This is a genomic window from Nostoc foliaceum FACHB-393 (genome assembly GCF_014698505.1).
GTDB classification, from domain to species: Bacteria; Cyanobacteriota; Cyanobacteriia; order Cyanobacteriales; family Nostocaceae; genus Nostoc; species Nostoc foliaceum_A.
In genome coordinates, this window is the sequence record NZ_JACJTD010000005.1 from 34,513 (window position 1) to 57,639 (window position 23,127).

At 41.9% G+C, this 23,127-nt stretch carries 20 protein-coding genes; 14 read left to right on the forward strand and 6 right to left on the reverse strand.

Annotated features, from left to right (window positions below; translation table 11 throughout):
- Positions 1 to 130: 130 nt before the first annotated feature.
- Together H6G92_RS06645 and H6G92_RS06650 are read right to left on the reverse strand one after the other, a co-directional pair.
- Positions 131 to 1,480, reverse strand: coding sequence for an efflux RND transporter periplasmic adaptor subunit (locus tag H6G92_RS06645; protein WP_190892060.1), 1,350 nt, complete (start codon positions 1,478 to 1,480; stop codon positions 131 to 133).
- Positions 1,481 to 1,747: 267 nt separating this feature from the next.
- The gene (locus H6G92_RS06650) at positions 1,748 to 2,140 is read right to left on the reverse strand and encodes a hypothetical protein (protein WP_190892062.1); all 393 of its coding nucleotides are present in this window, start codon (positions 2,138 to 2,140) and stop codon (positions 1,748 to 1,750) included.
- Positions 2,141 to 2,239: 99 nt separating this feature from the next.
- Here H6G92_RS06650 and H6G92_RS06655 point away from each other — a divergent pair, with 99 nt between their 5' ends.
- The 6 genes from H6G92_RS06655 to H6G92_RS06680 all read left to right on the forward strand — a co-directional run bounded on the left by H6G92_RS06655 (position 2,240) and on the right by H6G92_RS06680 (position 9,310).
- The gene (locus H6G92_RS06655) at positions 2,240 to 2,914 is read left to right on the forward strand and encodes a response regulator transcription factor (RefSeq protein ID WP_190892064.1); all 675 of its coding nucleotides are present in this window, start codon (positions 2,240 to 2,242) and stop codon (positions 2,912 to 2,914) included.
- A 135-nt stretch (positions 2,915 to 3,049) separates the two neighbouring features.
- Complete coding sequence (locus H6G92_RS06660) at positions 3,050 to 4,324, forward strand: sensor histidine kinase (RefSeq protein WP_190892066.1); 1,275 nt, start codon at positions 3,050 to 3,052, stop codon at positions 4,322 to 4,324.
- Between the two features lie 304 nt (positions 4,325 to 4,628).
- On the forward strand, positions 4,629 to 4,790 hold the full coding sequence (locus tag H6G92_RS06665; protein WP_190892068.1) for a hypothetical protein: 162 nt from the start codon (positions 4,629 to 4,631) through the stop codon (positions 4,788 to 4,790).
- 356 nt (positions 4,791 to 5,146) lie between these two features.
- Positions 5,147 to 6,472, forward strand: coding sequence for a hypothetical protein (locus H6G92_RS06670; RefSeq protein ID WP_190892070.1), 1,326 nt, complete (start codon positions 5,147 to 5,149; stop codon positions 6,470 to 6,472).
- 219 nt (positions 6,473 to 6,691) lie between these two features.
- On the forward strand, positions 6,692 to 7,567 hold the full coding sequence (locus H6G92_RS06675; protein WP_190892072.1) for a GNAT family N-acetyltransferase: 876 nt from the start codon (positions 6,692 to 6,694) through the stop codon (positions 7,565 to 7,567).
- Positions 7,568 to 7,627: 60 nt separating this feature from the next.
- A complete protein-coding gene (locus H6G92_RS06680; RefSeq protein WP_190892074.1) occupies positions 7,628 to 9,310 on the forward strand; it encodes an RluA family pseudouridine synthase in 1,683 nt (560 codons plus the stop codon).
- 117 nt (positions 9,311 to 9,427) lie between these two features.
- Here the strand turns inward: H6G92_RS06680 and H6G92_RS06685 are convergent, their stop codons facing one another.
- Positions 9,428 to 10,246 carry a carbonic anhydrase gene (locus H6G92_RS06685; RefSeq protein WP_190892076.1) on the reverse strand — a complete coding sequence of 273 codons (819 nt, stop codon included), beginning with the start codon at positions 10,244 to 10,246 and terminating at the stop codon, positions 9,428 to 9,430.
- A 646-nt stretch (positions 10,247 to 10,892) separates the two neighbouring features.
- On the opposite strand from H6G92_RS06685, the gene H6G92_RS06690 reads away from it, so the two are divergent.
- The 3 genes from H6G92_RS06690 to H6G92_RS06700 all read left to right on the forward strand — a co-directional run bounded on the left by H6G92_RS06690 (position 10,893) and on the right by H6G92_RS06700 (position 12,607).
- The gene (locus tag H6G92_RS06690) at positions 10,893 to 11,567 is read left to right on the forward strand and encodes a cysteine dioxygenase family protein (protein WP_190892078.1); all 675 of its coding nucleotides are present in this window, start codon (positions 10,893 to 10,895) and stop codon (positions 11,565 to 11,567) included.
- Complete coding sequence (locus H6G92_RS06695; protein WP_190892080.1) at positions 11,551 to 12,312, forward strand: class II aldolase/adducin family protein; 762 nt, start codon at positions 11,551 to 11,553, stop codon at positions 12,310 to 12,312. Before H6G92_RS06690 ends, H6G92_RS06695 begins: the two co-directional genes overlap by 17 nt.
- Before the next feature lie 85 nt (positions 12,313 to 12,397).
- Positions 12,398 to 12,607, forward strand: coding sequence for an SDR family oxidoreductase (locus H6G92_RS06700; protein WP_313889941.1), 210 nt, complete (start codon positions 12,398 to 12,400; stop codon positions 12,605 to 12,607).
- Between the two features lie 75 nt (positions 12,608 to 12,682).
- Here H6G92_RS06700 and H6G92_RS06705 read toward each other — a convergent pair whose 3' ends face one another.
- Together H6G92_RS06705 and H6G92_RS06710 are read right to left on the reverse strand one after the other, a co-directional pair.
- Positions 12,683 to 13,228 carry an RNA 2'-phosphotransferase gene (locus tag H6G92_RS06705; protein WP_190892082.1) on the reverse strand — a complete coding sequence of 182 codons (546 nt, stop codon included), beginning with the start codon at positions 13,226 to 13,228 and terminating at the stop codon, positions 12,683 to 12,685.
- A gap of 62 nt (positions 13,229 to 13,290) precedes the next feature.
- Positions 13,291 to 14,607, reverse strand: coding sequence for an amino acid permease (locus H6G92_RS06710; RefSeq protein WP_190892084.1), 1,317 nt, complete (start codon positions 14,605 to 14,607; stop codon positions 13,291 to 13,293).
- A 313-nt stretch (positions 14,608 to 14,920) separates the two neighbouring features.
- Here H6G92_RS06710 and H6G92_RS06715 point away from each other — a divergent pair, with 313 nt between their 5' ends.
- The 3 genes from H6G92_RS06715 to H6G92_RS06725 all read left to right on the forward strand — a co-directional run bounded on the left by H6G92_RS06715 (position 14,921) and on the right by H6G92_RS06725 (position 17,992).
- On the forward strand, positions 14,921 to 15,106 hold the full coding sequence (locus tag H6G92_RS06715; protein ID WP_190892086.1) for a hypothetical protein: 186 nt from the start codon (positions 14,921 to 14,923) through the stop codon (positions 15,104 to 15,106).
- 143 nt (positions 15,107 to 15,249) lie between these two features.
- Positions 15,250 to 16,716, forward strand: coding sequence for an SLC13 family permease (locus H6G92_RS06720; RefSeq protein WP_190892088.1), 1,467 nt, complete (start codon positions 15,250 to 15,252; stop codon positions 16,714 to 16,716).
- Positions 16,717 to 16,819: 103 nt separating this feature from the next.
- Entirely contained in the window at positions 16,820 to 17,992 is a 1,173-nt protein-coding gene (locus H6G92_RS06725; protein ID WP_190892090.1) for a glycerate kinase family protein, read from the forward strand.
- A 154-nt stretch (positions 17,993 to 18,146) separates the two neighbouring features.
- On the opposite strand, the gene H6G92_RS06730 is transcribed toward H6G92_RS06725, so the two are convergent.
- On the reverse strand, positions 18,147 to 19,721 hold the full coding sequence (locus H6G92_RS06730) for an iron uptake porin (protein WP_190892092.1): 1,575 nt from the start codon (positions 19,719 to 19,721) through the stop codon (positions 18,147 to 18,149).
- A gap of 648 nt (positions 19,722 to 20,369) precedes the next feature.
- On the opposite strand from H6G92_RS06730, the gene H6G92_RS06735 reads away from it, so the two are divergent.
- Both H6G92_RS06735 and H6G92_RS06740 read left to right on the forward strand, forming a co-directional pair.
- A complete protein-coding gene (locus tag H6G92_RS06735; RefSeq protein WP_199344721.1) occupies positions 20,370 to 20,921 on the forward strand; it encodes a PEP-CTERM sorting domain-containing protein in 552 nt (183 codons plus the stop codon).
- Positions 20,922 to 21,147: 226 nt separating this feature from the next.
- The gene (locus H6G92_RS06740; RefSeq protein ID WP_190892094.1) at positions 21,148 to 22,737 is read left to right on the forward strand and encodes an alkaline phosphatase D family protein; all 1,590 of its coding nucleotides are present in this window, start codon (positions 21,148 to 21,150) and stop codon (positions 22,735 to 22,737) included.
- The last annotated feature ends 390 nt before the right edge of the window (positions 22,738 to 23,127 follow it).

A 23,127-nucleotide genomic window follows, 5' to 3' on the forward strand; every position in this document is an offset into this window, starting at 1 on the left:
GACTTTCTCTCAGACCTAACCCCCAACCCCTTCCCTACAAGGGAAGGGGAGCAAGAATCAAAGCCTCTCTCCGTTTCGGGGAGAGGTTTGGAGAGGGGTTTCAAGAATAAGTCGCACATCGGGTTATGTTTTAAGTTGGATCAACTATCTTTACAGGTGCACCATCTTGCAATCCATCACCGCCACGTAGCACAATGCGTTGACCGGTGCGTAAAGTGGGATGATAAATTGCGACATTTTTACCCATGTCAGAAACCATCTCGACTGGAATTTGTTTAGCTTTGCCATCTGCAACTGCAAAAACTAGCCACTCGTTTTGTCTTCTGGTTAATGCATCTCGTGATACCACAAAGCTGGAGCGATTCGAGGGCATATTTAAGTTGCCTGCGATCGCCATTCCTGGTATTAATCCTGAGGGGGGTTTGTTAATTTGGACACGCACCATCTGGCGACGAGAGGCAGTATCAGCAGAAGGGACTACAGCAGTGATGGTGGCGCGTTGTTTCCATTGAGGTAGGGCGCGAGTTGTGAGATCGATTGTCATCCCTGGGGTAACTTTACCACTGAGTTCTTCTGGTAACTCTAGGAAAATATCGAAGCGATCGCCTGCTACCAAGGTGACAATTTGACCCGAACTTTGGACTAAATCACCATTGCTGATATGGCGAGTCTGCACTATTCCTGATTCCGATGCCAGAATTCGCGTGCGCTGCTGTGCTAATTCTGCTTGAGCTAAGGTGGCTTTAGCTGCTTCTACATTTGCTCGTTGGGCGGCGATTTCTTCTTGAATTGGCCCAGCTTTAGCTTCGGCCAGTTCTGCCTCGGCTTCTAACCGTTCTCCTTGAATGTTATTCAATTGTGCTTGGGCTTCCACTAACAATCTTTGAGATAAAGCACCCTCTTTAACAAGATCGCTAGTTCGTTTCAGATTATCCTGTGCTTCCAGTTCTCGCGCCTTTGCAGATGTGACAGCCGCTTGCCGTTGAGCAATGATTTCAGGACGAGTGCCAACTTCCAAGCGGGCTAGATTGCTCCGTTGTTGTGCGAGTTGCGCTCGTGCTTGGCTAATTGCCAATTGCTGATCGGTATCATCCAGTAAAGCGATCGCCATTCCTACTTTCACGCGATCGCCTGGTTGCACTGAAATTTGCTTGACAATTCCACTAGTTTGAGCGCGGATTGTTGACTGCTGAGTTGCTTCTACTTGTCCCAACAACTGGACACTTCTTGTAGCACTTCCAGTTGCCAAGGCGATCGTTTCAATTGGCTTTGGAGGTGGCCCTTGTTCCTGTGCAACAGAGGAGCGTGGTGCGCCACCAGGAGCGAACATCCGCCATAGGATAATGCCACCGGTTGCCAGAAATAGAATCAGCAATCTCCAGAACCAAGGTTTACCCGAACGAGTCGGTGCTAACTCAGAAGGCACAGAACTATCTGATTGGGTTTCAACCTTTGAAACTTCAGTTTCAGAAGTATCCATAGCGATTAACGGTGGGCTACTGAGGGTTAAGTACTAACTATTAACCGTTGAAAGTGAACAATGAATAGTCCAATGTTCGCTATCAACAGTCAATTATTTTAGATAAAAGTAAATTTACGTTACCTTTTCTGTAGTTTATTGGATAAATATGACAAAGAAATGTCAAGGATAGTCATTGGTCATTAGACCTCTTGTATAAATCAAAAACGCGATAAATTATCATAAAGACGCGATAAATCATCACAAAGACGCGATAAATCGCCGTCTCTACAATAATGCATTGGATTCAACTATTAGTTCTTTAACTCGATCGCGCGGTAAACCTAACTCTTGACTAAGAGCGGTTTCAAGTTGGCTTATATCTGTTATTGGAAATTCAAATACTATCCTTGTGAGAACTGAGTTGTTGGTTTTAACGTTCACCCGTGAAATTCCTTCTTCGGGGAGAATTTCCACCTTGATTGCTACTATCCTTTTCATAATCTGTCGTGCCGATTGGGTATCTGCTATCAGATATTTTTTGGTGAGATTGGAGTGACTTAAAATCCGATCTCCAACAAAGCCGCTTCCCAGCCAAAAAACTAACCCAATCAACGGCAAGGACAACCAAAACACAAAGCCTAACGATCGCAACGCTTGAAAAAGTTGAAGTTGCTGCATGGAAGGTATCAGGTTGAGTGTTTCCCGTCACTTTTGCGTCATCCTTTTACCTTAATCTAAAATTAGCAAGGAAAAATTACGGCAACCTGAGCAAATAGGATGTTGATCTTACTAGTCGAAGATGACACATCGCAGTTAGAGCCACTGCGGGCAGCCTTATTGAAGGTGGGGCATACAGTTGATGCGATCGCAGATGGGGAAACCGCACAATGGTTTGCCTTTCGCAAAGACTATGACTTGCTGATTCTAGATTGGATGTTGCCTAAAGTTAGTGGCGTAGAATTGTGTCAAGTATATCGACGAGCAGGTAAGCTGACTCCTGTATTGATGCTGACGGCGAAAGACACGGTTTTAGATAAAGTAATGGGTTTAGATGCTGGAGCCGATGATTACTTAGTAAAGCCTGTAGATGTTCTGGAGTTATTGGCACGAGTCCGGGCACTAGGAAGGCGATCGCCTATGTGGCAAGGAGATATACTTAGCTTGGGCGATTTGCAACTTCATTTATCCAGTTTGACGCTGGAACTTGGTTCATTGACAACTCAACTTTCTAGCCGGGAGTTTCAATTGATGGAGTATTTAATGCGTCATCCCCGCCAAGTATTATCTCATAACCAGATTGAGCAAGCCCTTTGGAGCTACGGAGAGGAACCAGAAAGTAACGCAGTCACTACCTTAGTTCGCCGCTTGCGCCAGCGCCTACAAACCATTGGTGTCAAAGATTGGATAGAAACAGTGCATCGGATGGGCTATCGAATAAATCCGCCTTTCTAAGCCGTTAGGAGGCAGGGGCAGGAGGGGCAGGGGAGCAGGGGGAGATGAGGGGGACAAGGGGACAAGGGGACAAGGGGACAAAGAGAATAACCTATGCCCAATTACCAATGACTAATGACCAATGACTAATGACTAATGTTTGATCATAGCCGTCGTAATCTTGCTCACTGGTTTGCCCTGTCAATGGGTGGAATTTTGTTCGCTTTTGCAGGGGTGGGTTATTGTCTGAGTGTAGAAGAACAGTTGCGGGTTTTTGACGACGAACTCTTTTCGCAAAGTAAAACCTTTGCTGCCAAAACCCAATACTCGCTTTATCAAAGTCAATGGCAAAATCAGCGCGGCCAGACTCCTGTAGAAAGCGGTGTATCGTTGAATGGCGGGCTAATGTACGTCCGGTGGTATAACTCTAATAAACAACTTTTGCAATTTATCGGTTCATCGGGTGGCAAACAGTTGACCGCAGAACCTGGATTTCAAACATTAGAAACACCAATAGGCTCAGAGTCATCTAGTACAACAACATGGGTTCGCCAAGTTACACTTCCTGTTTTGGAAGGTAAGGTGCTGATTGGCTATTTCCAAACAGCGGCTCCAATGAACTCTCTACGCGTTGGACTGAACCAAGCTCGCTTGTTTTTAACTTTCGGGGTTCCCGTGACCTTTGGTGTAATTGGCATTACAGGTTGGTTTTTAGGTGCATTGGCAATGCGACCCAGCCTCCGTGCTTATCAGCAATTGCAGCAATTTACAGCCGATGCTTCTCATGAATTACGTGCACCCGTTGCTACAGTATTGAGCAATGCCCAAGTTGCCCTGATGCCCCCCGAAGACCCCGTGGAGCAAAGATTGCGGTTGCAAAACATCGTCCAAACTGCGAAGTCCATGAGTACGCTGATCAATGATCTGCTTTTCCTATCGCGTCATAATGGCTCCCTTGCGGAAATCGTATTAAAACCCGTTGATTTGTGTGAGATATTGCGATCGCTTGCTCAGGAGTTCGCCACCCAAGCTCCTGCTCAAAATCTCAATTTCGATGCTCACCTTCCAGAGCATCCCATCATGTTAAAAGCCGATGCTAATTTGCTCAAACAAGCTGTAATTAATTTACTGACTAATGCCTTCAAGTACACACCAGCAGATGGTAAGGTACAATTACATCTTTTTACCCAGTCTCACTACGCGGTAATTCAGGTACAAGACAACGGGATTGGTATTCCGTCCAGCGATTTGCCACATATATTTGATCGTTTTTATCGTGTAGATACTGTCCGATCTCGGCAAACAGGCGGCTTTGGACTTGGACTTGCGATCGCTCAACAAATTGTGCAACGATATGAAGGGCAAATTACTGTAAATAGTATTCTAGGTCAAGGCTCCACCTTTCAAATTAGCCTTCCTCTGAAACTTTGACAAAAATAATTCAAAAATTTGTTCCAGACGCTTGGCACCGATAATTGCTGAAGATACGCCTTCATTCCGCAGTACACCCGTAGGGGCACGGCATGCCGTGCCCCTACTAAACAATGATTTTTCACGATATTTTTAATCCTCAAATCTTCATCCTCTAAAAGTTACAAAAGAAAGATATTTGAATTACAGTAATGTCTTTTTAAAAAACTTGTAAACATTAGAATCTATAACTTTTGGATGATGAGCTTGTTAGCTAATTAGACGAAAATTTTGCTGGAATTTAGAAAATATTAAGCAAAAAAATATGTCTAGGATCGCAATTACTGATTTGCAACTTGACAATCAAGTTGAAGAACGCGAAGTATCTGAGGCTGTTATGACGGTAGTCATTGGAGGAATTCAACTTAAGCTTCTAGGTAATAACATTCTGGATGCGACATTCAAGGGTTTTACATTGACAATTTAAATTTGGCAACATATTACATATTCCTTGTAGAAGGGGTAAATTCAACGAAAGTCGGCGAGCAGCGATCCCAGACAACCCGTGAAGGGATAGCTGCTCGCCGATTTCGTCATTTGTCATTAGTGCCAATTACTAATGACCAACGACTTCGATTTCCCCCTTAACCCAAAAGTATTGCCTATACACTAGCAACAATAAATACTTCCTCTTGCTGCATTACTGCTGCCTTACAATCAGACAATAAAGACAAAAGCGTAGGCGTGGAGGTATTTTTTTCAGACAAGTTTTTTAATATACGTAATGGCTCAAGTATGGTTACACTACCGACATAGTAATCAATGTTGGTGGAATACCGAGCGATGTATAGAAATGCTAAAAGATTTACTGGTATTTTTCTGTTGATTTTTCTGTTGATTGTTTCTATCAACTTTGCAGTAATGGCTCAAGATAGTTCAGATGGCCCTTCTGTAAATTTTGCATCGCCTCAGGTATGTTCAGTACCTCCTGGTCTCAAAACTCAACAAGTCATTGCCGACAATGGTCGTAACCAAGTTAAAATGGGCGATCGCATCAGGGTAAGAGTTGAAGGATTATCAGCAGCGACCAGAAATGCAACGGCTAACGCCAATTCATTTGATCCTCGACAATTAGTGTTGTACCTAGATGGTTATGAACTAGAGGATGTCCACGGAGAACCAGTCATCGTCATGGTTCCAGGTAAAGATCAAAAGAAAATTGTTGATGATAATTGGTTAGCCTTTCGGCTTGAACGTACCGACTCATCTCAAACTGCATGGAATGCGCTTCTTGGTAGAGCAAGCAGATACAGTATTAACGTGATAGCGGGAGTAGGCTGTCCCAAGAAACTAGCGATTCCGGTGAGCAATCCTTTATCACCTCCTCAATTAAAAATAGTTCTGTTTTCGTGGCGATTTTGGCTATGTCTGCTTCTACTTGTGGCTATTGTATTAATATTTGTTAGATATTGCCGAAACACTCTTCGTAGCCCTGGGATAGAAGGGGTTTGCTCAAAAAAAGAGGTGATTGGTGGACAGGAACTATTGATCGCAGAAAAAGTTGATCTTGAAAACGAATATCGGAAAACCCCAATTGCTCGATTTTTCCTTGGTAGAAAAAAATTAAACAGAAACCCATTCAGTCTATCAATATCTCAACTTGCTTTTTGGACATTTCTAATTTTTGGTTCTTACCTGATTATCTACGGCATAACAGGAGATTATACCAATATTTTGACTGAACAATCACTAATATTATTGGGCATCAATTCTATAACTGCTTTTGGTAGTTCGTTAATTGATGGACAAGGTAATGAGAAAAAGCGAAAAGGTAGTCAACGGATTTCTGAAGGTTTTTTCTACGATATATTATCAGATATTAATGGAGTCAACTTTCATCGGTTCCAAACATTTATTTGGACAGTTGCGATTGGACTATTCTTTGTTTGGGAAATCATTAAAAATCTGGCAATGCCGGAATTTGATGAAACACTTCTTACACTTCAAGGAATCAGTGCGGCAACATATCTTGGACTTAGAGGGCAAGAACAGCATGGCATGAAAAAAGAGCCGGACTCTATATCTACAGAAGATAACTCGTTTGAACAACTGCTTCCACCAGAACAAGATAATCCACCAGAGAGCGATTCATCAATTCCTCCTGGCTAAATTCTAGAGAGTTTGTAGTAAACACTTTAGTGTAATATCATGTCAGCTTAATTAGTTATTATTCAGGGCATCTATGCAAAAATCTTAAAACTCTCTTTCTCCCTGCCCCCTGCGGTCTTAATGATAAGTCTTTTACCGAACATGATATAACCTCCCTTTTTCTGGATTCGCTGGAATTGATTTTGTATTCATTACTGAATTAATAGTAATACTTGAACTATGAGCCAGTATCGTTTTAAACAGTCATTCTCTGATGATCCCAGCTTAAGCGATAAGCTTTTTGACTTGATGGAAGTCACATTTCCCGGACTCAGCAGTTTAGCAGAATGTGCAAGAAAACTAGGTGCATCCTGGGAAACAGCTTCAACTCCGTTTATGCGCTTTCATGATGATATAGCTATTACCCATGTGGGAGTGTTAGAAATTCCCATGCAAATTATGGGACAAAGACTCACTGTCGGCGGAGTTCATGGAGTAGCTACCCGTGCAGAATTTCGCAGGAGAGGGTATTACCGTGAAGTAATGGGAGAAGTGTTGGAATATTGCGATAGTTTTTACGAAACCCTGGTACTGTCGACACCACAACCAGAGTTTTACTTACCTTTTGGCTTTCGTGTAGTCGAAGAACACATCTTCAAAGTTAAGTGTAACTCCACAGGTAGCACTGATAGCTTTAGAACACTGGATTTTACAGTGACCAAAGATTACACATTGTTACACAGACTTTTGGAAACACGCGCACCTGTCTCTAATATAGTTGGTGTAGTCAAGGAAAAAGCTGTGTTCTGCGTCAATGAAGGAAGTCGTCCTTTATACTATGCAGAAGATTTAGATTTAATCGCCTGCATGGAGATAGAAGATAACCGACTTCATCTTTTCGATTTAGTTACAACGCAGATATGCTCTTTAAACAATATTCTTGCTAAAATACCTCAACCCATTGAAGAAGTAGTGATTTACTTTAGTCCAGAACTTCTTGATGTCAAAGATGTGCAAGCATTCACCCATGTATTTGATGAAACTGTGCTGATGGTTCGTGGTAAATTTGCAGCAGAAGGTGAGAAATTTATGCTGCCGCGTTCTGCAAGGTGTTGAGTTACTCAAAAACAGCAATTTCACATATTAAAATTAGCTAGATTTGCAAGCATACTTTGTATGGTAGTTCTGCACGCACTTTCAGATTTCATTGACTACGATTTGGCTGTCAGTGACTCATCTTGTAGTTATTGGTACGAAGGGCGTTGTCTCCAAAGTGGCGTAGGCGTAGCCCGTCGTAGACATCACTTAAGATTACCCCGCACCTCAACGTCCGAAGCGATCGCTCACGGTTTAATGCAACAACTTGCCAAAAATGACTGTTCTTCTCGTGAAGGCAAGATGTATGGAATACTATTAGTCGAACTGCTTAATGGCGAACAAAGGGTACTCAAAGCCTTCTCCGGTCTTTTGAATGGTTGTAGTGTGGTTAAGGGATGGGTGCCGCCAATTCCAGGAAGAGACGAAGTTGCTTTAGAAGAAGCCCGCACTTTGGCACAGTTGGACGCGATTAAGCAGGAAATTCTTAACCTAAAGCAACTAACGGAACGCCAGCAGTATGAAACCCTGTCTGAGGAATTTGAGCAACAGTTGCAAGTAATGAGCGATCGCCATCGCTATTGTAAACATCAACGACAGGAAAAACGTCAGCAAATCTGCAATACACTCACTCCAGAAGCACTCACTATTGCCCTTGAACAACTCGACGAAGAGAGTCGTCAGCAGGGAATTGAGCGACGACAACTTAAACGCCAGCAAAATGCGGTATTACAGCCCCTCAAGCAGTTAATTGCAGCGACGGATGCGCGAATTAGCGAACTGAAACAACAGCGTAAAGAACTATCCCGTCAACTCCAAGCTCAGATGCACGCTACCTATAGCCTGACTAATTTTTCTGGGCGATCGCTATCATTACAGCAATTGATGCCAGAAGGCTCCCCCACTGGTACAGGAGACTGTTGTGCCCCAAAGTTGCTTCATTATGCCGCAACACATAATCTCAAACCACTGGCAATGGCAGAATTTTGGTGGGGTGCGTCTTCCGTAAATCAGGATAAAATCCAGGGAGAGTTTTACGGAGCATGTGCCGAGCGATGTCAGCCATTGATGGGCTTTTTGCTCTCAGGCTTGAAACCTAAACCCCCTGCCCTGGGAGGGGTTGGGGGAGAAGTCACTTTACCAATTATTTATGAAGATGAATGGCTGATTGCTGTCAACAAACCTGCTGGGCTACTTTCGGTGCCTGGTCGTTACCGCGATCGCCAAGATAGTGTCTTGAGTCGCTTACGTCATCTGTTAGCTGATGGCATGGCACTTACATCTGTGCATCGGCTAGATCAAGAAACTTCTGGTATTTTGTTATTGGCACGCGATCGCCAAACCCATCAGCAACTCAGCCAGCAGTTTCAGCAACGCCAAGTTCACAAAGTTTATGAAGCCCTGCTTTCCGGTACTGTGACAGTTGACCAAGGTGTGGTTGACTTGCCATTGTGGGGAGATCCTGAAAATCGCCCTTATCAAAAAGTTGATTGGCAACACGGCAAACCGAGCTTGACACACTTCCAAGTAATGGCGAGGGAAGGAGACTACACCCGCGTAGAATTTACGCCGCTAACAGGACGCACCCATCAACTGAGGGTTCATGCGGCTGATAGACGAGGACTTGGGGCAACTATTTTAGGCGATCGCCTTTATGGATGCTGTGTAGTTACTAGCCGATTACATCTCCACGCTAGGGAACTTCGCTTCGAGCATCCGCAGTTAAATGAAACTATTCACCTAAATGTAAAGACACCATTTTGAGAATGTGCGTTGCATAAATGGGGGATAAATTTGAGGTTGAAAGCATTGAAGTTCGTTCCAAATGGGTCATAATCATCCCTTGATTCAGCAACGCCGGATTTTCCATACTCTACATTTTTACTTTGTATTCGAGCCTCGATAAATTCGCTCCATTTGCTCTGGAGAAAGCACTGTCATTGGAAACCATTCATTTGTGGAAATAGGGAGTTTCTGAGACGATTGATATGCTCGTTGTTGAGTTTTAGTGAAATGTATCTCCACATTGCTAGTTAAAGGTGGGCTAATTAACGTCTCATCTATCTCCGATGGGAGAAGCTGATTTTGGGGCAAGACATAGGCGTGCTTTTGTGGATCGTATGCCAAAATTTCTCCTGTCTCGATTTGATAAATCCAAGCATAAATATTGAGTTGCCCTTGGTGGAGCTTAGAGTGAATCACCGGATAAGTCCGTAAATTTTCGATTTGGGTGAGTACATTCTCGGCAATAATTATTTCTAAGAGTTCTTCCCCTTCATAGTGGCTATAATTGTCTTTTACCAGCCGTCGGGTTGCCTCTGCATACTTGAGCCAGTCATGTACAAGCGGCATTTCTACCCGCAAGCTGTCTAACTTCATTAACCCTTTCATAGCACCACAATGCGAGTGTCCACAAACAATAATTTGTTGAATATCTAATGCTTGAATAGCATATTCAATTGTTGCCCCTTCACCGCCATTAGTCGCACCAAATGGTGGAATGATGTTGCCTGCATTGCGGATAACAAACAATTCCCCCAACCCGGCTTGTGTAATCAAGTTTGGATCGATACGCGAATCTGAACAAGTAATAAATAGTACTCTGGGCTTTTGACCATGAGAAAGTTGTTCAAACAGTTCTTCATTAGCAGAAAAATAACTACTTTTGAATTCGCGCAAACCTTTAATCAGTTTTTTCATAAAAGTACCTAAATGAATAAGTAATACTTGAAATCTTTCGTAACAATTTATTTCTCAAATTAAGGAAGTAGGGACAGGTTAATAGTATCTATAAACAGATTGACTTAATTGATCGGCTTTTGCCATTGCCCCATCGGCTTAGTCAAAGGGTGAAATTCATCCTTGTATTGTTTAAGCAGTCTTGCCAAACTACTCTCTTTGGCCACAGTTTTAACATGAACTCAATCTACAATTGGAAATAAATTTGATATTTTTTTCCTTCCACTTATCTAATTCCTCATTCCCGATTCCCTATCTGCACAAGTAATCTCCCAGCATGACAGCAAGTACTCGAAGCCTAGGTTTTGTCTCAAAATCTCAGCCTTCTTGACTTTTTCCAGTCTTCCAGACCGCAATTTAGACCATATAGCGATCCCGGACGGGTGCGGCAGAACGACCCACACACGGGATAAATAGCTAAACAAAATTAATTACATAGTTTTTACCAAATGGAATGTTTGAAATTTGAAGTTAAATGCTCTTAACATTTTTTGCAACATAACTATTTTTACAACACATAGTTTTGCTAAAATAAATTATTTATCTGACCAGCAAAGATAAAAAAATTGGTATTAATCTTAGTCGCCTCCCAAATGGAGGAATATAGATGACGAACCACACCATCTTAGAACCATTGCCAGAAGACCAATGGTTTATTGAGAGCCAGGAACTACGATCCTTTGTAGCAACAGTGCGGGAAATTAGCGCTAGTACTGTTGACGATCGCACACAAACTCTCGCTAGACTAAAACCCTATTTTCAAGAACTGCTTGCTCAACAGCAATGGCTACCTGAAAAGTTTGCCCAAGTCAACCCCGAAAGCAGGATGGGCGGTGGTATTGGTCAGTGGCTACTTTATCGCGCCAAAGACCGTTCACTGTCAGTCTTCAGTTTGGTGATTCCCCCAGGTTCAACGACTCCCGTCCATGACCATTTAGCCTGGGGATTGATTGGTTTATACAAAGGCAATCAAGAAGAAACAGTCTATCGCCGTGTAGATAACGGCGATGCTGAAGGACACGCACAATTACAAGTAACTGAAGTGCAATCGCTTCAATCAGGGGATATCTACTGCCTCTTACCTCCAGATGGTGATATCCACGCCGTCAAAACCACGTCCCAGAGCGCATCTGTATCGATCCATCTTCTGGGTAATGATACTGGTTGCATCTTGCGTCACCAGTTCATCCCAGAATCTCACAGCGTCAAATCCTTTCGCTCTGGATATTCCAACGCTCCCTGCAAAGAGGAACAGGAAAAAGAACATGCCCAAGTACGCTAGACCAAAACCCCCCATATTCGAGCGAGTTGAAGACGAACGCCTACACCGTAAGCAACGCCTAGCCGCTGCCTTTCGCCTGTTTGGTAAGTTTGGTTTCAGCGAGGGAATTGCAGGTCATATTACAGCTCGCGATCCGGAGTTTACAGATCATTTCTGGGTCAATCCATTAGGAACATACTTCGGTCACATCCGAGTCTCTGACCTGCTCTTAGTTAACAGAGAAGGCGAAGTGGTTAAAGGCGATGCGGAAGTGAATCGAGCTGCTTTCGCCATCCATTCTCATATTCATGAAGCTCGACCTGATGTAATCGCGGCGGCTCACGCCCATTCACTTTATGGTAAAGCCTGGTCTAGTTTAGGTCGTCTCCTTGACCCCTTGACTCAAGATTCCTGTGCTTTTTATGAAGATCATGCGCTATTTGAAGATTTTACAGGTGTTGTTTTAGAAAGTTTTGAAGGTCAGCGACTAGCACAAGCCTTGGGGCGAAAGAAAGCCATAATCCTGCGTAACCACAGCATTTTAACTGTGGGACATACGGTAGATGAAGCTGCCTTTTGGTACATTAACTTAGAGCGATCGTGCCAAGCCCAACTACTGGCAGAAGCTGCGGGTAGACCCACTACCATCAAACACGAAACAGCCCGTTTAACACAAACTCAAGTGGGGTCACATACAAATGGGTGGTTCAGCTTCCAGCCTCTTTACGACAGGATTGTACGTGAAGAACCTGATTTGCTAAATTAGTGCTGTGTTTTTTGGCACTGGGATAATAGCGGCGAAGTTTCCATTCACCGCACTTCCCGCTCTTTTATGTCCAAGAACGATATGGGTGGAAGAATTAATCAACGCGCGGATTGCTAAAAGTGGTGAAACAAAAGAAGCAGAAATTACTAGAGTCAGTGCAACAGTTTCTTTAGGTCGCATCGTTACACCACAAGAGTTTGCCAATGTCGCGGTATTTCTGAGTTCACCAGCAGGCTCATTTGTAAATGGAGTCATGCTGCAAGTAGATGGTGGAGTTATTCAAGGAACATTTTGAGCAATTAAATACTCAAAACAATGCAATAGTTGCTTTTTTCAGATTTATAAATAAATATTAACAATCTATTAAAATTCAAACTTTTTGTACGTATTCAGGCGGCACATAATCCACTAACCAAACACCATTAGCAGAACAATAGAAGATGTAACCCGCTTGATGCATTGCCGCGGCATGTACGGTCACAACCACTGCTTTTCCATGTCTTGCACCAACAGTTTGTGCTGTTACAATATCCTTTGATAAATGGACATGATGTCGTGACATTTTGGAAATTCCTGTTTGCAGAATTGATTCTACAGATTTGCGTCCCGTGCCGTGATAAAGCTCATCTGGCGGGACAACAGGTTCTAATTGTAAATCGACTTTTACACTATGTCCTTGGTTAGCACGAATCAAATTACCTGTAGAATCAAAAGAAAAGCGTTGTTTCTCGTTGAATTCAACTACCACCTGTAATTCCTGGCGGGTAATCGGAAACTTGTTTTTAGCACAAGCAGTAAGTAGTTCATCAACAGCAACCCAACCACCAGGAGCAAGTTTAATTCCAATTGCGTCCGGTGTATGCCGCAGATATTTGCTGAGATATTTGCTGATTTTGACGAGGCGAGAATCACTCATTTGATCAGTCTATACTACAGGTATATGCTAATTATACTACATGAAAATTATCATTGATGGTTTTACTGTGTGGCAATTGACATAATTTGTCTTCCCATCATGGCTAATGCTATTCCAACCATCACAATGAGTGTCACTTTCCCACCAGGAACGAGTGGTTGATTTATACTATCTGAGTTTTCTTGTTCTTGACGTTGCTTCCAACTCATTAACGCTGGAATAATTCCACCTAAAACTGAGATACTAAATGTTCCAGTGTAATCTAGGGCAGTGAAAAAGATGCTGGGATTGAGCGTTCCAAGAGTCATCGGAGGGAAAAGAACTAGGGAATATAGGGGTAGGCGGCTAGAAAGTTTGCCCTGTGCAATGAGAAAAATATCTTTGAACAAATCCAACAATCCGTAGACAAATCCAATGAATGATGTTGCGATCGCAAACTCTGAAAAAATGGATACTAGCACTCCTAACCATTCCCCCGCCCCACCTGCTCGGAGAATTTGCAATGGGTCAAAAACAGTTCTACCGCCAGATGTGACATGTAGCATATCGGAACTGACGCTTCCTAAAATTACGGCATTCCACGCCAAGAACATAATTAGAGGAATCACAGAACCAAAAAAGATAGACTGACGAATTTTGCGGGCATCCCCTTCAAGTTGCGTTACAACCAGCGGCACAACGTTTTGGAAAAATAGGGCCACAGACATCACTGAAATGGCACTACCAAGAGCACTCCAGTTCTGAAATAAAAGTTGGGCACTCTGAATATGCCCTCCTGCCAGAAACAATAGTCCCAAGAAAGAAACGATGACAATTCCCACAAAGGCGCTGTTTAATTTTTCAATAAACTTTTCTCGCCCAAGATACATAATGCCACCAAATAAGAGCGTGAAAGTTGTTGTACCTACCCACGTAGGTAATATCTGCGCACCCCAGACTTTTGCTACCGCAGAACCTAAAATCTCTCCACCTTCGGTAATGTATGCCACCAAGAGAGCATAGTGCATGAATAAATATGCGCCGCCTGCAAGTCGCGCTCCCAGCTTACCAAGGATTTTCTCAACAATTCCCAAAAAACCTATACTGGCACGCCCTTCTGTTCGCATCGTGTTTAAGGTTACCTCTGCAACCAGTGACCCTGAAACTAAAGCGTAGAGCCAAACAGCAATCAGCCCAGATGTGGAGGGTACAATACCAGACGGCATGGTAACAGCTGGTAGGGCGAGAATCCCAGCCCCAACAGTGGTTCCCGCAATCAGTGCAGTACTCCCCAATACACTACCCGGTTGATGATTGAGCTTTTTTCCATCGAATTCGAGATGAGAAAACAACCGAGTGACTTGCTCTGAATCTTGGAGAACAGTCTTTATGGGAAGCATACTGAATATCCGTACTTAAACCAAAAAGTTAATATTAACATATGTAAATATTATTCGTAAAAACCTTGATGTTCTTGGTTTTTCAAGCAGATTTTTCTGTTAAATAAGCGATCGCCACTTCATTATGAACACAACTTTAATCGCTCTTTTGTTACTACGGTAAAAGTCAGGAACCGCTCGCTATATAGCGATTCTCATTCAGATGCGTTACATGGGTAGGGACACGGCAATGCCGTGTCCCTACCCATGCGGAAACCACTATAAATGAATTAAAAACACCATCGCCTACTACCCCACTTTGATATTTGGTGGCATGGCTGCGGGCAAATCTTGGACTACCAGCGAGATTATTTGGGCAAAGCTTAAAGCTGGCTGGAATCAAATATTTGCCCTACATCTACATGGTACACAGGTCGAGTGGCAAGGGATGAATCTGATTACTGGCTATGAGCGGTCAAATAATCTGTCGCTTTACATTTGGTATCAGTGTTTTTTATGAGAATGTTCTCATGGTTCCTTAATTATCTTCTCATAAAATTCTGATTAAATTTAATTTAAGGTAAAGTTAACTGACACTCAGTAATACTTTACTTATCATCAGGAGGCATCCTAATTAACAAAGATAAAGCAGAAATAAAAGAGATGAAAATAGATGAAAAATATTACAATCACATCACCACAAATACGCAATTGAATATATTTTTTAAATATTTTTACCGTTCAAACCGTTGGGAAATTAAATCACTGTTGGCACTATTTTTAACTTCTCTATCTGGAGTTGCAGTATTTTTACCCAATGGCTTATCTACACAAGGGCGGGTGACAATATTTGTATTTCTGCTGGCAGTAATTTTGTGGTCAACAACCTCAATCAATGCTGGTTATATTGCCTTGAGTTCAGCACTTCTTTTACTGTTAACCGGGGGAATTTCCCAAGAACAATTTTTTGAGTCTTTGGGTTCAGATGTCGTCTGGTTAATGATAGGTGCGTTTGTTTTAGGAGGAGCAGTTAAGCAGACTGGTTTAGCAGCACGGCTAACTCAAGTAGTAGCTGCCAAAGCACACAACGTTAATAGTTTATTTTGGTTGCTCACTACAGTCTTAATTCCAATCTCATTTTTGATTCCCTCGACTTCTGGACGTGCTGCTGTTACCTATCCCGTTTTTCGCAGTCTCACCAATGCCATAGAGGATAGTCGCATCCGTCAGGCTCTAGCCTTGCTGATGCCTACTATTATCCTGGTGTCTACAATTGTTTCCTTAACTGGCGCAGGTTCCCATTTAATTGCTAAAGATTTATTACAAGAAATTTCAGGAAAAGATATATCTTTTAGTCAGTGGTTGCTTTACGGCTTGCCCTTTGGAGTGGCTGCCAGTTATGCATCTTGCTGGGTAATCATGCGGATGTTTCTAGACAAAAAACGCTGTCAACAAAAGTTAGATGTTAAATGTTTGCAATCAGAACCCTTATCTGTGCCAGAACGCAAAACATTGCTGATTATCTTCTTGATGTTGGCATTTTGGTTAACTGAAAAATGGCATGGTTTAGAAATTGCTACCGTCACCGTCATCGGTGCAATGATTCTCACCGCACCCAAGTTTGGAGTGATTAAATGGAAGGATGCAGTCAAAGCTGTTTCTTGGAATCTAATTATTTTCGTAGCTGCAACTCTGGTTTTAGGACGTGCATTAATTAGTTCTGGTGCGTCGGGATGGATTATCAATAATATCTTTGATTTGAGTGACATCAACAGCACTAAACCCCATTTTCTGATTCTGCTGCTACTGGCTATCATTTCTCTGACTTCCCATATCTACATGACTTCCCACACTGCAAGAGCAGCAGCTTTAGTTCCTCCTTTGCTGTACCTCGCCAGCAGTCTAAATATAAATCCTGTCGCTGTCTTGTTTCTCAGCACCTTGGGAATGGACTATTGCCTCACCTTTCCTGTAAGTTCCAAAGCACTGATGGTTTACCAAGAGGCAGAAGAACAAGGCTTTAAACCAACAGATTTACTCCGGCTAAGTTCAGTGATGATTGTCGTTCACTTAGCTTTAATCGTGTTGTTCTACTACACCTGGTGGCGTTGGGTAGGTTTATCCCTCTAATTCTAAGTGCCCAGTAGTGAGTTAAGAATAAGAATTTCTCTCCTTATCTCCAATCCCCAATTGAACAACAAAAAAGCGGCTGGGTTGCCGCAGGAAGTTAATAATGACACTAAATATTTTAATCGCTCCTTCTGGATTTAAAGAAAGTCTTGATGCAGAACAAGTAGCTGATTGTATTGCTACGGGTATAACCAGAGTTTTATCCGATGCAAATATCCGCAAAGTACCTTTAGTAGATGGCGGTGAAGGCTTTACTAAAACCCTTGTAGCAGCCACAGGGGGTACTTTACATTATCTTGAGGTAACTGGACCTGTGGGAAAAAAAGTACAATCTCACTTTGGCTTTCTTGGTGGAACTACAAAGAAAACAGCAGTATTAGAAATGGCTGCTGCGGCTGGGTTACGTCTTGTACCTGCCAATATGCGAAATCCAATGATCACAACAACCTATGGCGTTGGTGAGTTAATTAAAGCTGCCTTAGATGCTGGTGCAGAGCGCATTTTAGTTGGCTGTGGTGATTCCGGTACTAATGATGGAGGTATAGGAATGGCTCAGGCTTTGGGTATAAAGTTATTGGATGAGAGTGGAAATGAGTTAGGTTTGGGTTGCGGTGAATTAATCAAACTCAAACGCATTGATTTGTCTGGGCGAGATTCTCGTTTAAATAAAGTCCAGATTGATGTTGCTTGCAACTGGCATAATATTCTGTGTGGTAAAAAGGGGGTTGCCAGAGTTTTCGGCCCCCAAAAAGGTGCATCTCCTGAAACGGTGGAAAGAATGGCTTCAGCACTAGAACACTACGCCGCAGTCATCAAAGCAGATTTAGGTATTGACGTGCGAGAAATGTCGGGTGGTGGTGCTTCTGGTGGATTGGGTACAGGTTTACACGCTTTAATTGGAGCTAAATTATACTCACGCTACGATATAGTTATGCAGTATTTGGAATTAGATAAGTTGATTCTAGAAGCTGATTTAATCATTACTGCGGAAGGCTGTATTGACTTTCAAACTCCACGCGGTAAGATTCCTGCTGAAGTAGCAAAGCGTGCCAAGCTTTATAAATTACCAGTGATTGCACTTGTAGGAACTATTGGTGAGGGTGCGGAAATTAATTTCCAGGAAGGTATCGATTACTTCAACAGTATTTTGACTCATCCCTGTCAATTGAGTGAGGCTATTGCTCAAACTGCAAGCTTATTAACAAATGCGGCTGAACAACTAGCGCGGTTGTTGTTAGTTGGCAGACAAATTAAAAGTTACACGCCTATAGGTTAGTAATTCATCGTTTGAAATAATTTAAGTTTTCCCCAGAAATTTACTAGTACTTTATCAGTACTAAATTGCAAAATAAAGCTGTTCTTTACATCAGTAAGCCATTTAATTTTACTGATTTATTGAACAGCATTCATGCTACTTTGCTAGCAAAAGTTTAAAACTTAAAATGAGTGCGAATAGCCCCCACAAAAATACTTTCGTTATTGGCATTATGTTCAGGATTAGTAATCAAAAATAACCCAGGCGTAATCGAAATATTATCTGTAACCTGAAACCGATAAAAGCCTTCTATATGTAAAGATGTGTCTCGATCAGCGATTAGACTGCTACTGGTAACTTTTGGTGGCATTCCCATAACTAAACCAGCTAAATTACCTTCACCTCCAAAATCAGGTAACGCTAAACTAACAGCATAATTGAAAATATCTGCATCATCATTAGTGACTTGCGACTCGCTTTTTGTATAACCAACCCAACCAGAAAGAATAAACTTTGGATTTATTTGCCAGCTAGTTTCTAAACCAAATGAATTTGCTATAGTCGCAACATTACCAAAAGGACTACGGGCGGTTAAACTACCTGTACTTCCTGTCAAATTAACTCCACTTTCCCCTCCACCTGCATAGTAACCATGAAGATAAGTAAAAGTAATTCCTAAATTATCAACTGGTCGAAAATATAAGTGTCCAAGTGCCGCAAAGTTACCATTAAATAAGCCATTATTTTCCGTCGGAACGGCTGCATTATTAGCCATATAAGCAACAGCAAGATGAGTTCTTTGATTTAATTGATAGTTAATCCCTAAACCTGTTCCGTCCATACTCCGTAAAATTGGGTTATACCTACCAAAACGCGAGACTGCACCGCTACCACTACTCGCCAAAGGATTTATAGGTTCAGCAATATCATTTAATTCCATTTCTGTAATAGCGATTGTTGTTTTTATCTTGTCACCAATAGGAAAGGAATAATATACTTCATCCAACCCGATATCATTACCAGTATCTTCATCAAAACCCAAACGAGTCATCGTTGTACCTGTAGTGCTGTCATCAAATTCGGGAATGTTACCTGATTCTAAGCGGAGGTTTAATTCATCTTTTCCAGTAAAGCTAGTCAAAAAATTTAAACGTACACGCTGGGCAAATATAAGATTTGTATCTAATTGTGCATTGTTATTTTGATTATCATCACTATCGGTAACATTTTCACCAAAAATATTAGCAACAGTCAAAATTGCTTCAGCTTCTAGTTTTGTTGTAGGAGAGAATTGATTTGCTTTTAACTCAGAATTTGTGCTTTCTAAAGCATCTACTCGACTGCGTAGTGTTACCAACTCTGATGAAAATTCTGATTGTAATTTTTGGATTAAATCTAAATCTTCTTTAGTTGCTAAACTATTGTTGGTAGTGGCAATTAACTCTTGCACTTTTGTTAAACAAGTATTTAAACTAGCTGCAAATTCATAACGTGTCATTGCACGTTCGCCGCGATAAGTTCCGTTCGGATACCCAGCAATACACGCATATCTTTCAATGAGTGATTGTAAAGCCTGAAATGCCCAATCTGTAGGTTGTACGTCTGAGAGTTGAGAAACAGATGTTAATTGTGATATGTCTGCTAGAGGAGTCTGTCGCTGATTTGCTTGAGCAAAAATTGGTGTGTTAATGCAGCTTATGGTAACAGTTAAGCTAGATGTCAAGATGAGGAATTCACCGATTTTATTCATTTTCACTGCAACAAGAAAGTATGAATATACAACGCTATTTGCATAATAAATTAGCATGATAATAGCTCATAAATCATGAGAAAATTCTCATCTATTTATTTGCAATTAATCCTCGAATAAATTAATAGACCCTAATTGTAATGCGTTTGTCTAGTGATGATCATCATCCAAGTATCTCGGCTTAATGGCCTCTAGATATTTTTGTAACGCAGATAAGGTTCTATAACCAGACGCAACGCAACATGAGCATTTCCCTATTGGTGCGAACTATACCCAATTGTGGGTAATGTGCTGCAAACATTAGCAGGATAATATAGACAAACTAAAGAATGAGGGTTGTAGCGTTCGTAGTATGTGTCTTGTTGATAAATCCTTTCTCCGGCAAGAACTGCCTTCTTTGATAATTCGTTAACCGATAATTGATTTTATTTTTACCTTTGATTAAAGTTTGCTTAAGCTCCTGACTATAAAATAGGATGATTCTAATTAATTGGAGACTTATTTTTTAGAAAGGTAAAATTATTGCTTTTCATCACTGTTTTAATAAGTGAGACTTATCCATTTTGGAAATAAGGAAGTTAGAAATAGTTTATTTCTATAATTTGCAGTGTGTATTGCTTACAGAAGTTTATGATGAGGAAAACTGAAATGAAATTGGTTTCACCATTAGTACTTGCTGCTGCTAGTCTGACTTTAGGCTTTGTTACTGTAGATGCAAAATCTGTATCTGCTGCAATTATTAATTATGCTTTCACAGTTGATAGTCCGATAACTAAGGGAAATGGCTTTTTTAGCTTTGATGACTCAACTTTCAGCAATGCAATTAATCCGGTAGCTACCATTAATTTCCTCTCTTTCCAATTTGATGGTGAATCTACCATTTATACTGAAAAAGATGATAACAAATATCCAGAGTTCCCTGTTGTTTTCCCAACCACATCTTTAACAGGGCAAAAATATTTTGCATTAGATTATCTGTTCAACGATAAATCTAATCCTTCCAGTTCTATAAGTTACGAAATTATTGGTGAGGATTTTACAATTTTCTCTAGAACTTCTCCAGATGCTGAACCCATCTCAGGGAAAGTTTCGTATATACAAGTACCTGAACCTACACCTTTCGTTGGCGCTCTTTTTGCTTGTAGCCTTGGCTGGATGATGAAGAGAAAGGTAGCATCAATGAAAAAGGTTAAAATCTAACCTTGGTTAAGTTGATATTAACGCTTTCTTTGCCAAGGATTAATCTCTGATTAGTAGGCTTTTATGTAGCAAAACAACATCTAACACAATGATACTAAGAGAAAAATTGGGAATTAAAACCTGATTTTGGTAAGGGAATTATTTATGAAGTTTGTCTACGATTACCCTGCGTTCTTCGTGTTAGCTGTTGCTGTGCTTTAACTTACCTGTTAGCCAGGAGTAGAGAATGGTAGATTACCGGAATTTTGAGCAGTTCCTGCACAGTCGAATGAAACGACGCAACTTAATTATTGGGGCGGGAGCATTGTCTGGTTTAGCGATCGCTAACCAATTTTCTCATCAAAGAGCGATCGCTAGAGGCAGATTTTCCAACTATCCTTTCACTTTGGGCGTAGCATCGGGTGAACCCTATCCTACCAGCGTAGTGATCTGGACTCGTCTCGCTCCTGAACCCTTAAACGGAGGCGGAATGCCACCTATGAATGTGCCAATTCGCTGGGAAGTTGCAACTGATCCCGATATGAGGCGCATTGTCTCCAGAGGTACGGTATTGGCAACTCCAGAACTAGCTCACTCAGTTCGAGTTGTGGTAGAAGGACTGCAATCTGATACTTGGTACTGGTATCGGTTTCTTGTTGGCCAAGACGCTAGCCCTATTGGTCGCACTCGTACAGCACCTTTAGCAAATAGCTACTTAAGTAAATTTAACTTTGCCCTTGTCTCCTGTCAGCACTATGAGCAGGGGTACTATACTGCTTACAAATATCTGGCCAAGGACGACCTCAGCCTCGTAGTACATGTTGGTGACTACATCTACGAAGGGGGAATCACAGAAAATCGCCCTAGAAAACACAATGGTTCAGAAATTTTTACTTTAGAGGATTACCGCAACCGTCACGCCCTCTATAAAACTGATACCAATCTGCAAGCAGCCCATGCAGCATTTCCCTGGATTGTCACCTGGGATGACCATGAAGTAGAAAACAACTACGCCAACGATATCTCCCAAGTTGATACTGAACCTGATCAAGAACGGGCAATTTTCCTCCAACGGCGGGCTGTTGCTTATCAGGCTTACTACGAACACATGCCACTGCGCCCCTTCTCGCGTCCCGTTGGCCCCGATATGCAACTTTTCCGCCGGCTCTCCTTTGGCAACTTAGCCACCTTCCATGTCCTAGATACCCGCCAATATCGCACCGATCAGCCCTGTGGTGATGGCACCACAGAACGTTGCCCAGAAAATTTAGATCCGAATGCAACGATTACCGGTAAGGTACAAGAAGATTGGTTATTCGATGGTCTAAATAGCTCACACTCCAAGTGGAATGTTTTGGCGCAGCAAGTTCCTATTGCTCAACGAGACACAACACCAGGAGAAGGCGGAACTTACAGCATGGATAAATGGGATGGTTACGTGGCTTCGCGCGATCGCCTCATGGCTTTCCTCGGACAACGCCAGCCCTCTAATCCAGTATCCTTAGCAGGCGATGTGCATTCCAACTGGGCGATGAATCTCAAAGCTAACTTTGATAAACCAGAATCCGCCACACTTGGGAGTGAATTCGTCGCTACCTCAATTAGCTCCGGTGGCGATGGGACAGACAGCAACCCCACGGTTGAAGCTTACTTACCCGATAACCCACACATTAAGTTCTACAACGCTCAACGGGGTTATGTTCGTTGTGCGCTGACTCCTACAACCTGGAAGACAGATTATCTAGTTATGTCAAATGTCACAACCCCATTTGGCACGATTAGTAAACGGGCTTCATTTGTGGTTGAAGATGGTCGTCCAGAAATACAACAAGCCTAATCATTTAATTCCCAGGTATTGACACCAGATAATCATAGATGGATACAGATGAATCATTAGTATTTATCTGCATCCATCTGTGTTTTCATTTTCTGAAAATGTGACTTTTGCAAGTCGATGCTTTCTAGCGTTAACCCAATCTACAAGATTAGCGATCGCACTTACAGCCGCCATATCTTTTTAAGAACTTGCAAAGACTCTTCTTGTCGCCGCTCAATAACTGCTGGAGTCCATTCAGATTGACATATAATTTCAAGTACTACCTGAGTATAATCTGATGCTAATTTCCCTGATCAAACGCATTTTAACTCACTAATTACTGCGATCGCCAGACTGAATTAACTCAAGTTATACATATACAATGAGCTAACCTACGGTTTTTTACTTAGT

Coding starts and splice junctions, on each gene's coding strand:
- H6G92_RS06645 (WP_190892060.1), bottom strand. CDS start 1,480: ATGGATACTTCTGAAACTGAAGTTTCAAAGGTTGAAACCCAATCAGAT.
- H6G92_RS06650 (WP_190892062.1), bottom strand. CDS start 2,140: ATGCAGCAACTTCAACTTTTTCAAGCGTTGCGATCGTTAGGCTTTGTG.
- H6G92_RS06655 (WP_190892064.1), top strand. CDS start 2,240: ATGTTGATCTTACTAGTCGAAGATGACACATCGCAGTTAGAGCCACTG.
- H6G92_RS06660 (WP_190892066.1), top strand. CDS start 3,050: ATGTTTGATCATAGCCGTCGTAATCTTGCTCACTGGTTTGCCCTGTCA.
- H6G92_RS06665 (WP_190892068.1), top strand. CDS start 4,629: ATGTCTAGGATCGCAATTACTGATTTGCAACTTGACAATCAAGTTGAA.
- H6G92_RS06670 (WP_190892070.1), top strand. CDS start 5,147: ATGTATAGAAATGCTAAAAGATTTACTGGTATTTTTCTGTTGATTTTT.
- H6G92_RS06675 (WP_190892072.1), top strand. CDS start 6,692: ATGAGCCAGTATCGTTTTAAACAGTCATTCTCTGATGATCCCAGCTTA.
- H6G92_RS06680 (WP_190892074.1), top strand. CDS start 7,628: ATGGTAGTTCTGCACGCACTTTCAGATTTCATTGACTACGATTTGGCT.
- H6G92_RS06685 (WP_190892076.1), bottom strand. CDS start 10,246: ATGAAAAAACTGATTAAAGGTTTGCGCGAATTCAAAAGTAGTTATTTT.
- H6G92_RS06690 (WP_190892078.1), top strand. CDS start 10,893: ATGACGAACCACACCATCTTAGAACCATTGCCAGAAGACCAATGGTTT.
- H6G92_RS06695 (WP_190892080.1), top strand. CDS start 11,551: ATGCCCAAGTACGCTAGACCAAAACCCCCCATATTCGAGCGAGTTGAA.
- H6G92_RS06705 (WP_190892082.1), bottom strand. CDS start 13,228: ATGAGTGATTCTCGCCTCGTCAAAATCAGCAAATATCTCAGCAAATAT.
- H6G92_RS06710 (WP_190892084.1), bottom strand. CDS start 14,607: ATGCTTCCCATAAAGACTGTTCTCCAAGATTCAGAGCAAGTCACTCGG.
- H6G92_RS06715 (WP_190892086.1), top strand. CDS start 14,921: ATGGCTGCGGGCAAATCTTGGACTACCAGCGAGATTATTTGGGCAAAG.
- H6G92_RS06720 (WP_190892088.1), top strand. CDS start 15,250: ATGAAAATAGATGAAAAATATTACAATCACATCACCACAAATACGCAA.
- H6G92_RS06725 (WP_190892090.1), top strand. CDS start 16,820: ATGACACTAAATATTTTAATCGCTCCTTCTGGATTTAAAGAAAGTCTT.
- H6G92_RS06730 (WP_190892092.1), bottom strand. CDS start 19,721: ATGAATAAAATCGGTGAATTCCTCATCTTGACATCTAGCTTAACTGTT.
- H6G92_RS06735 (WP_199344721.1), top strand. CDS start 20,370: ATGAAATTGGTTTCACCATTAGTACTTGCTGCTGCTAGTCTGACTTTA.
- H6G92_RS06740 (WP_190892094.1), top strand. CDS start 21,148: ATGGTAGATTACCGGAATTTTGAGCAGTTCCTGCACAGTCGAATGAAA.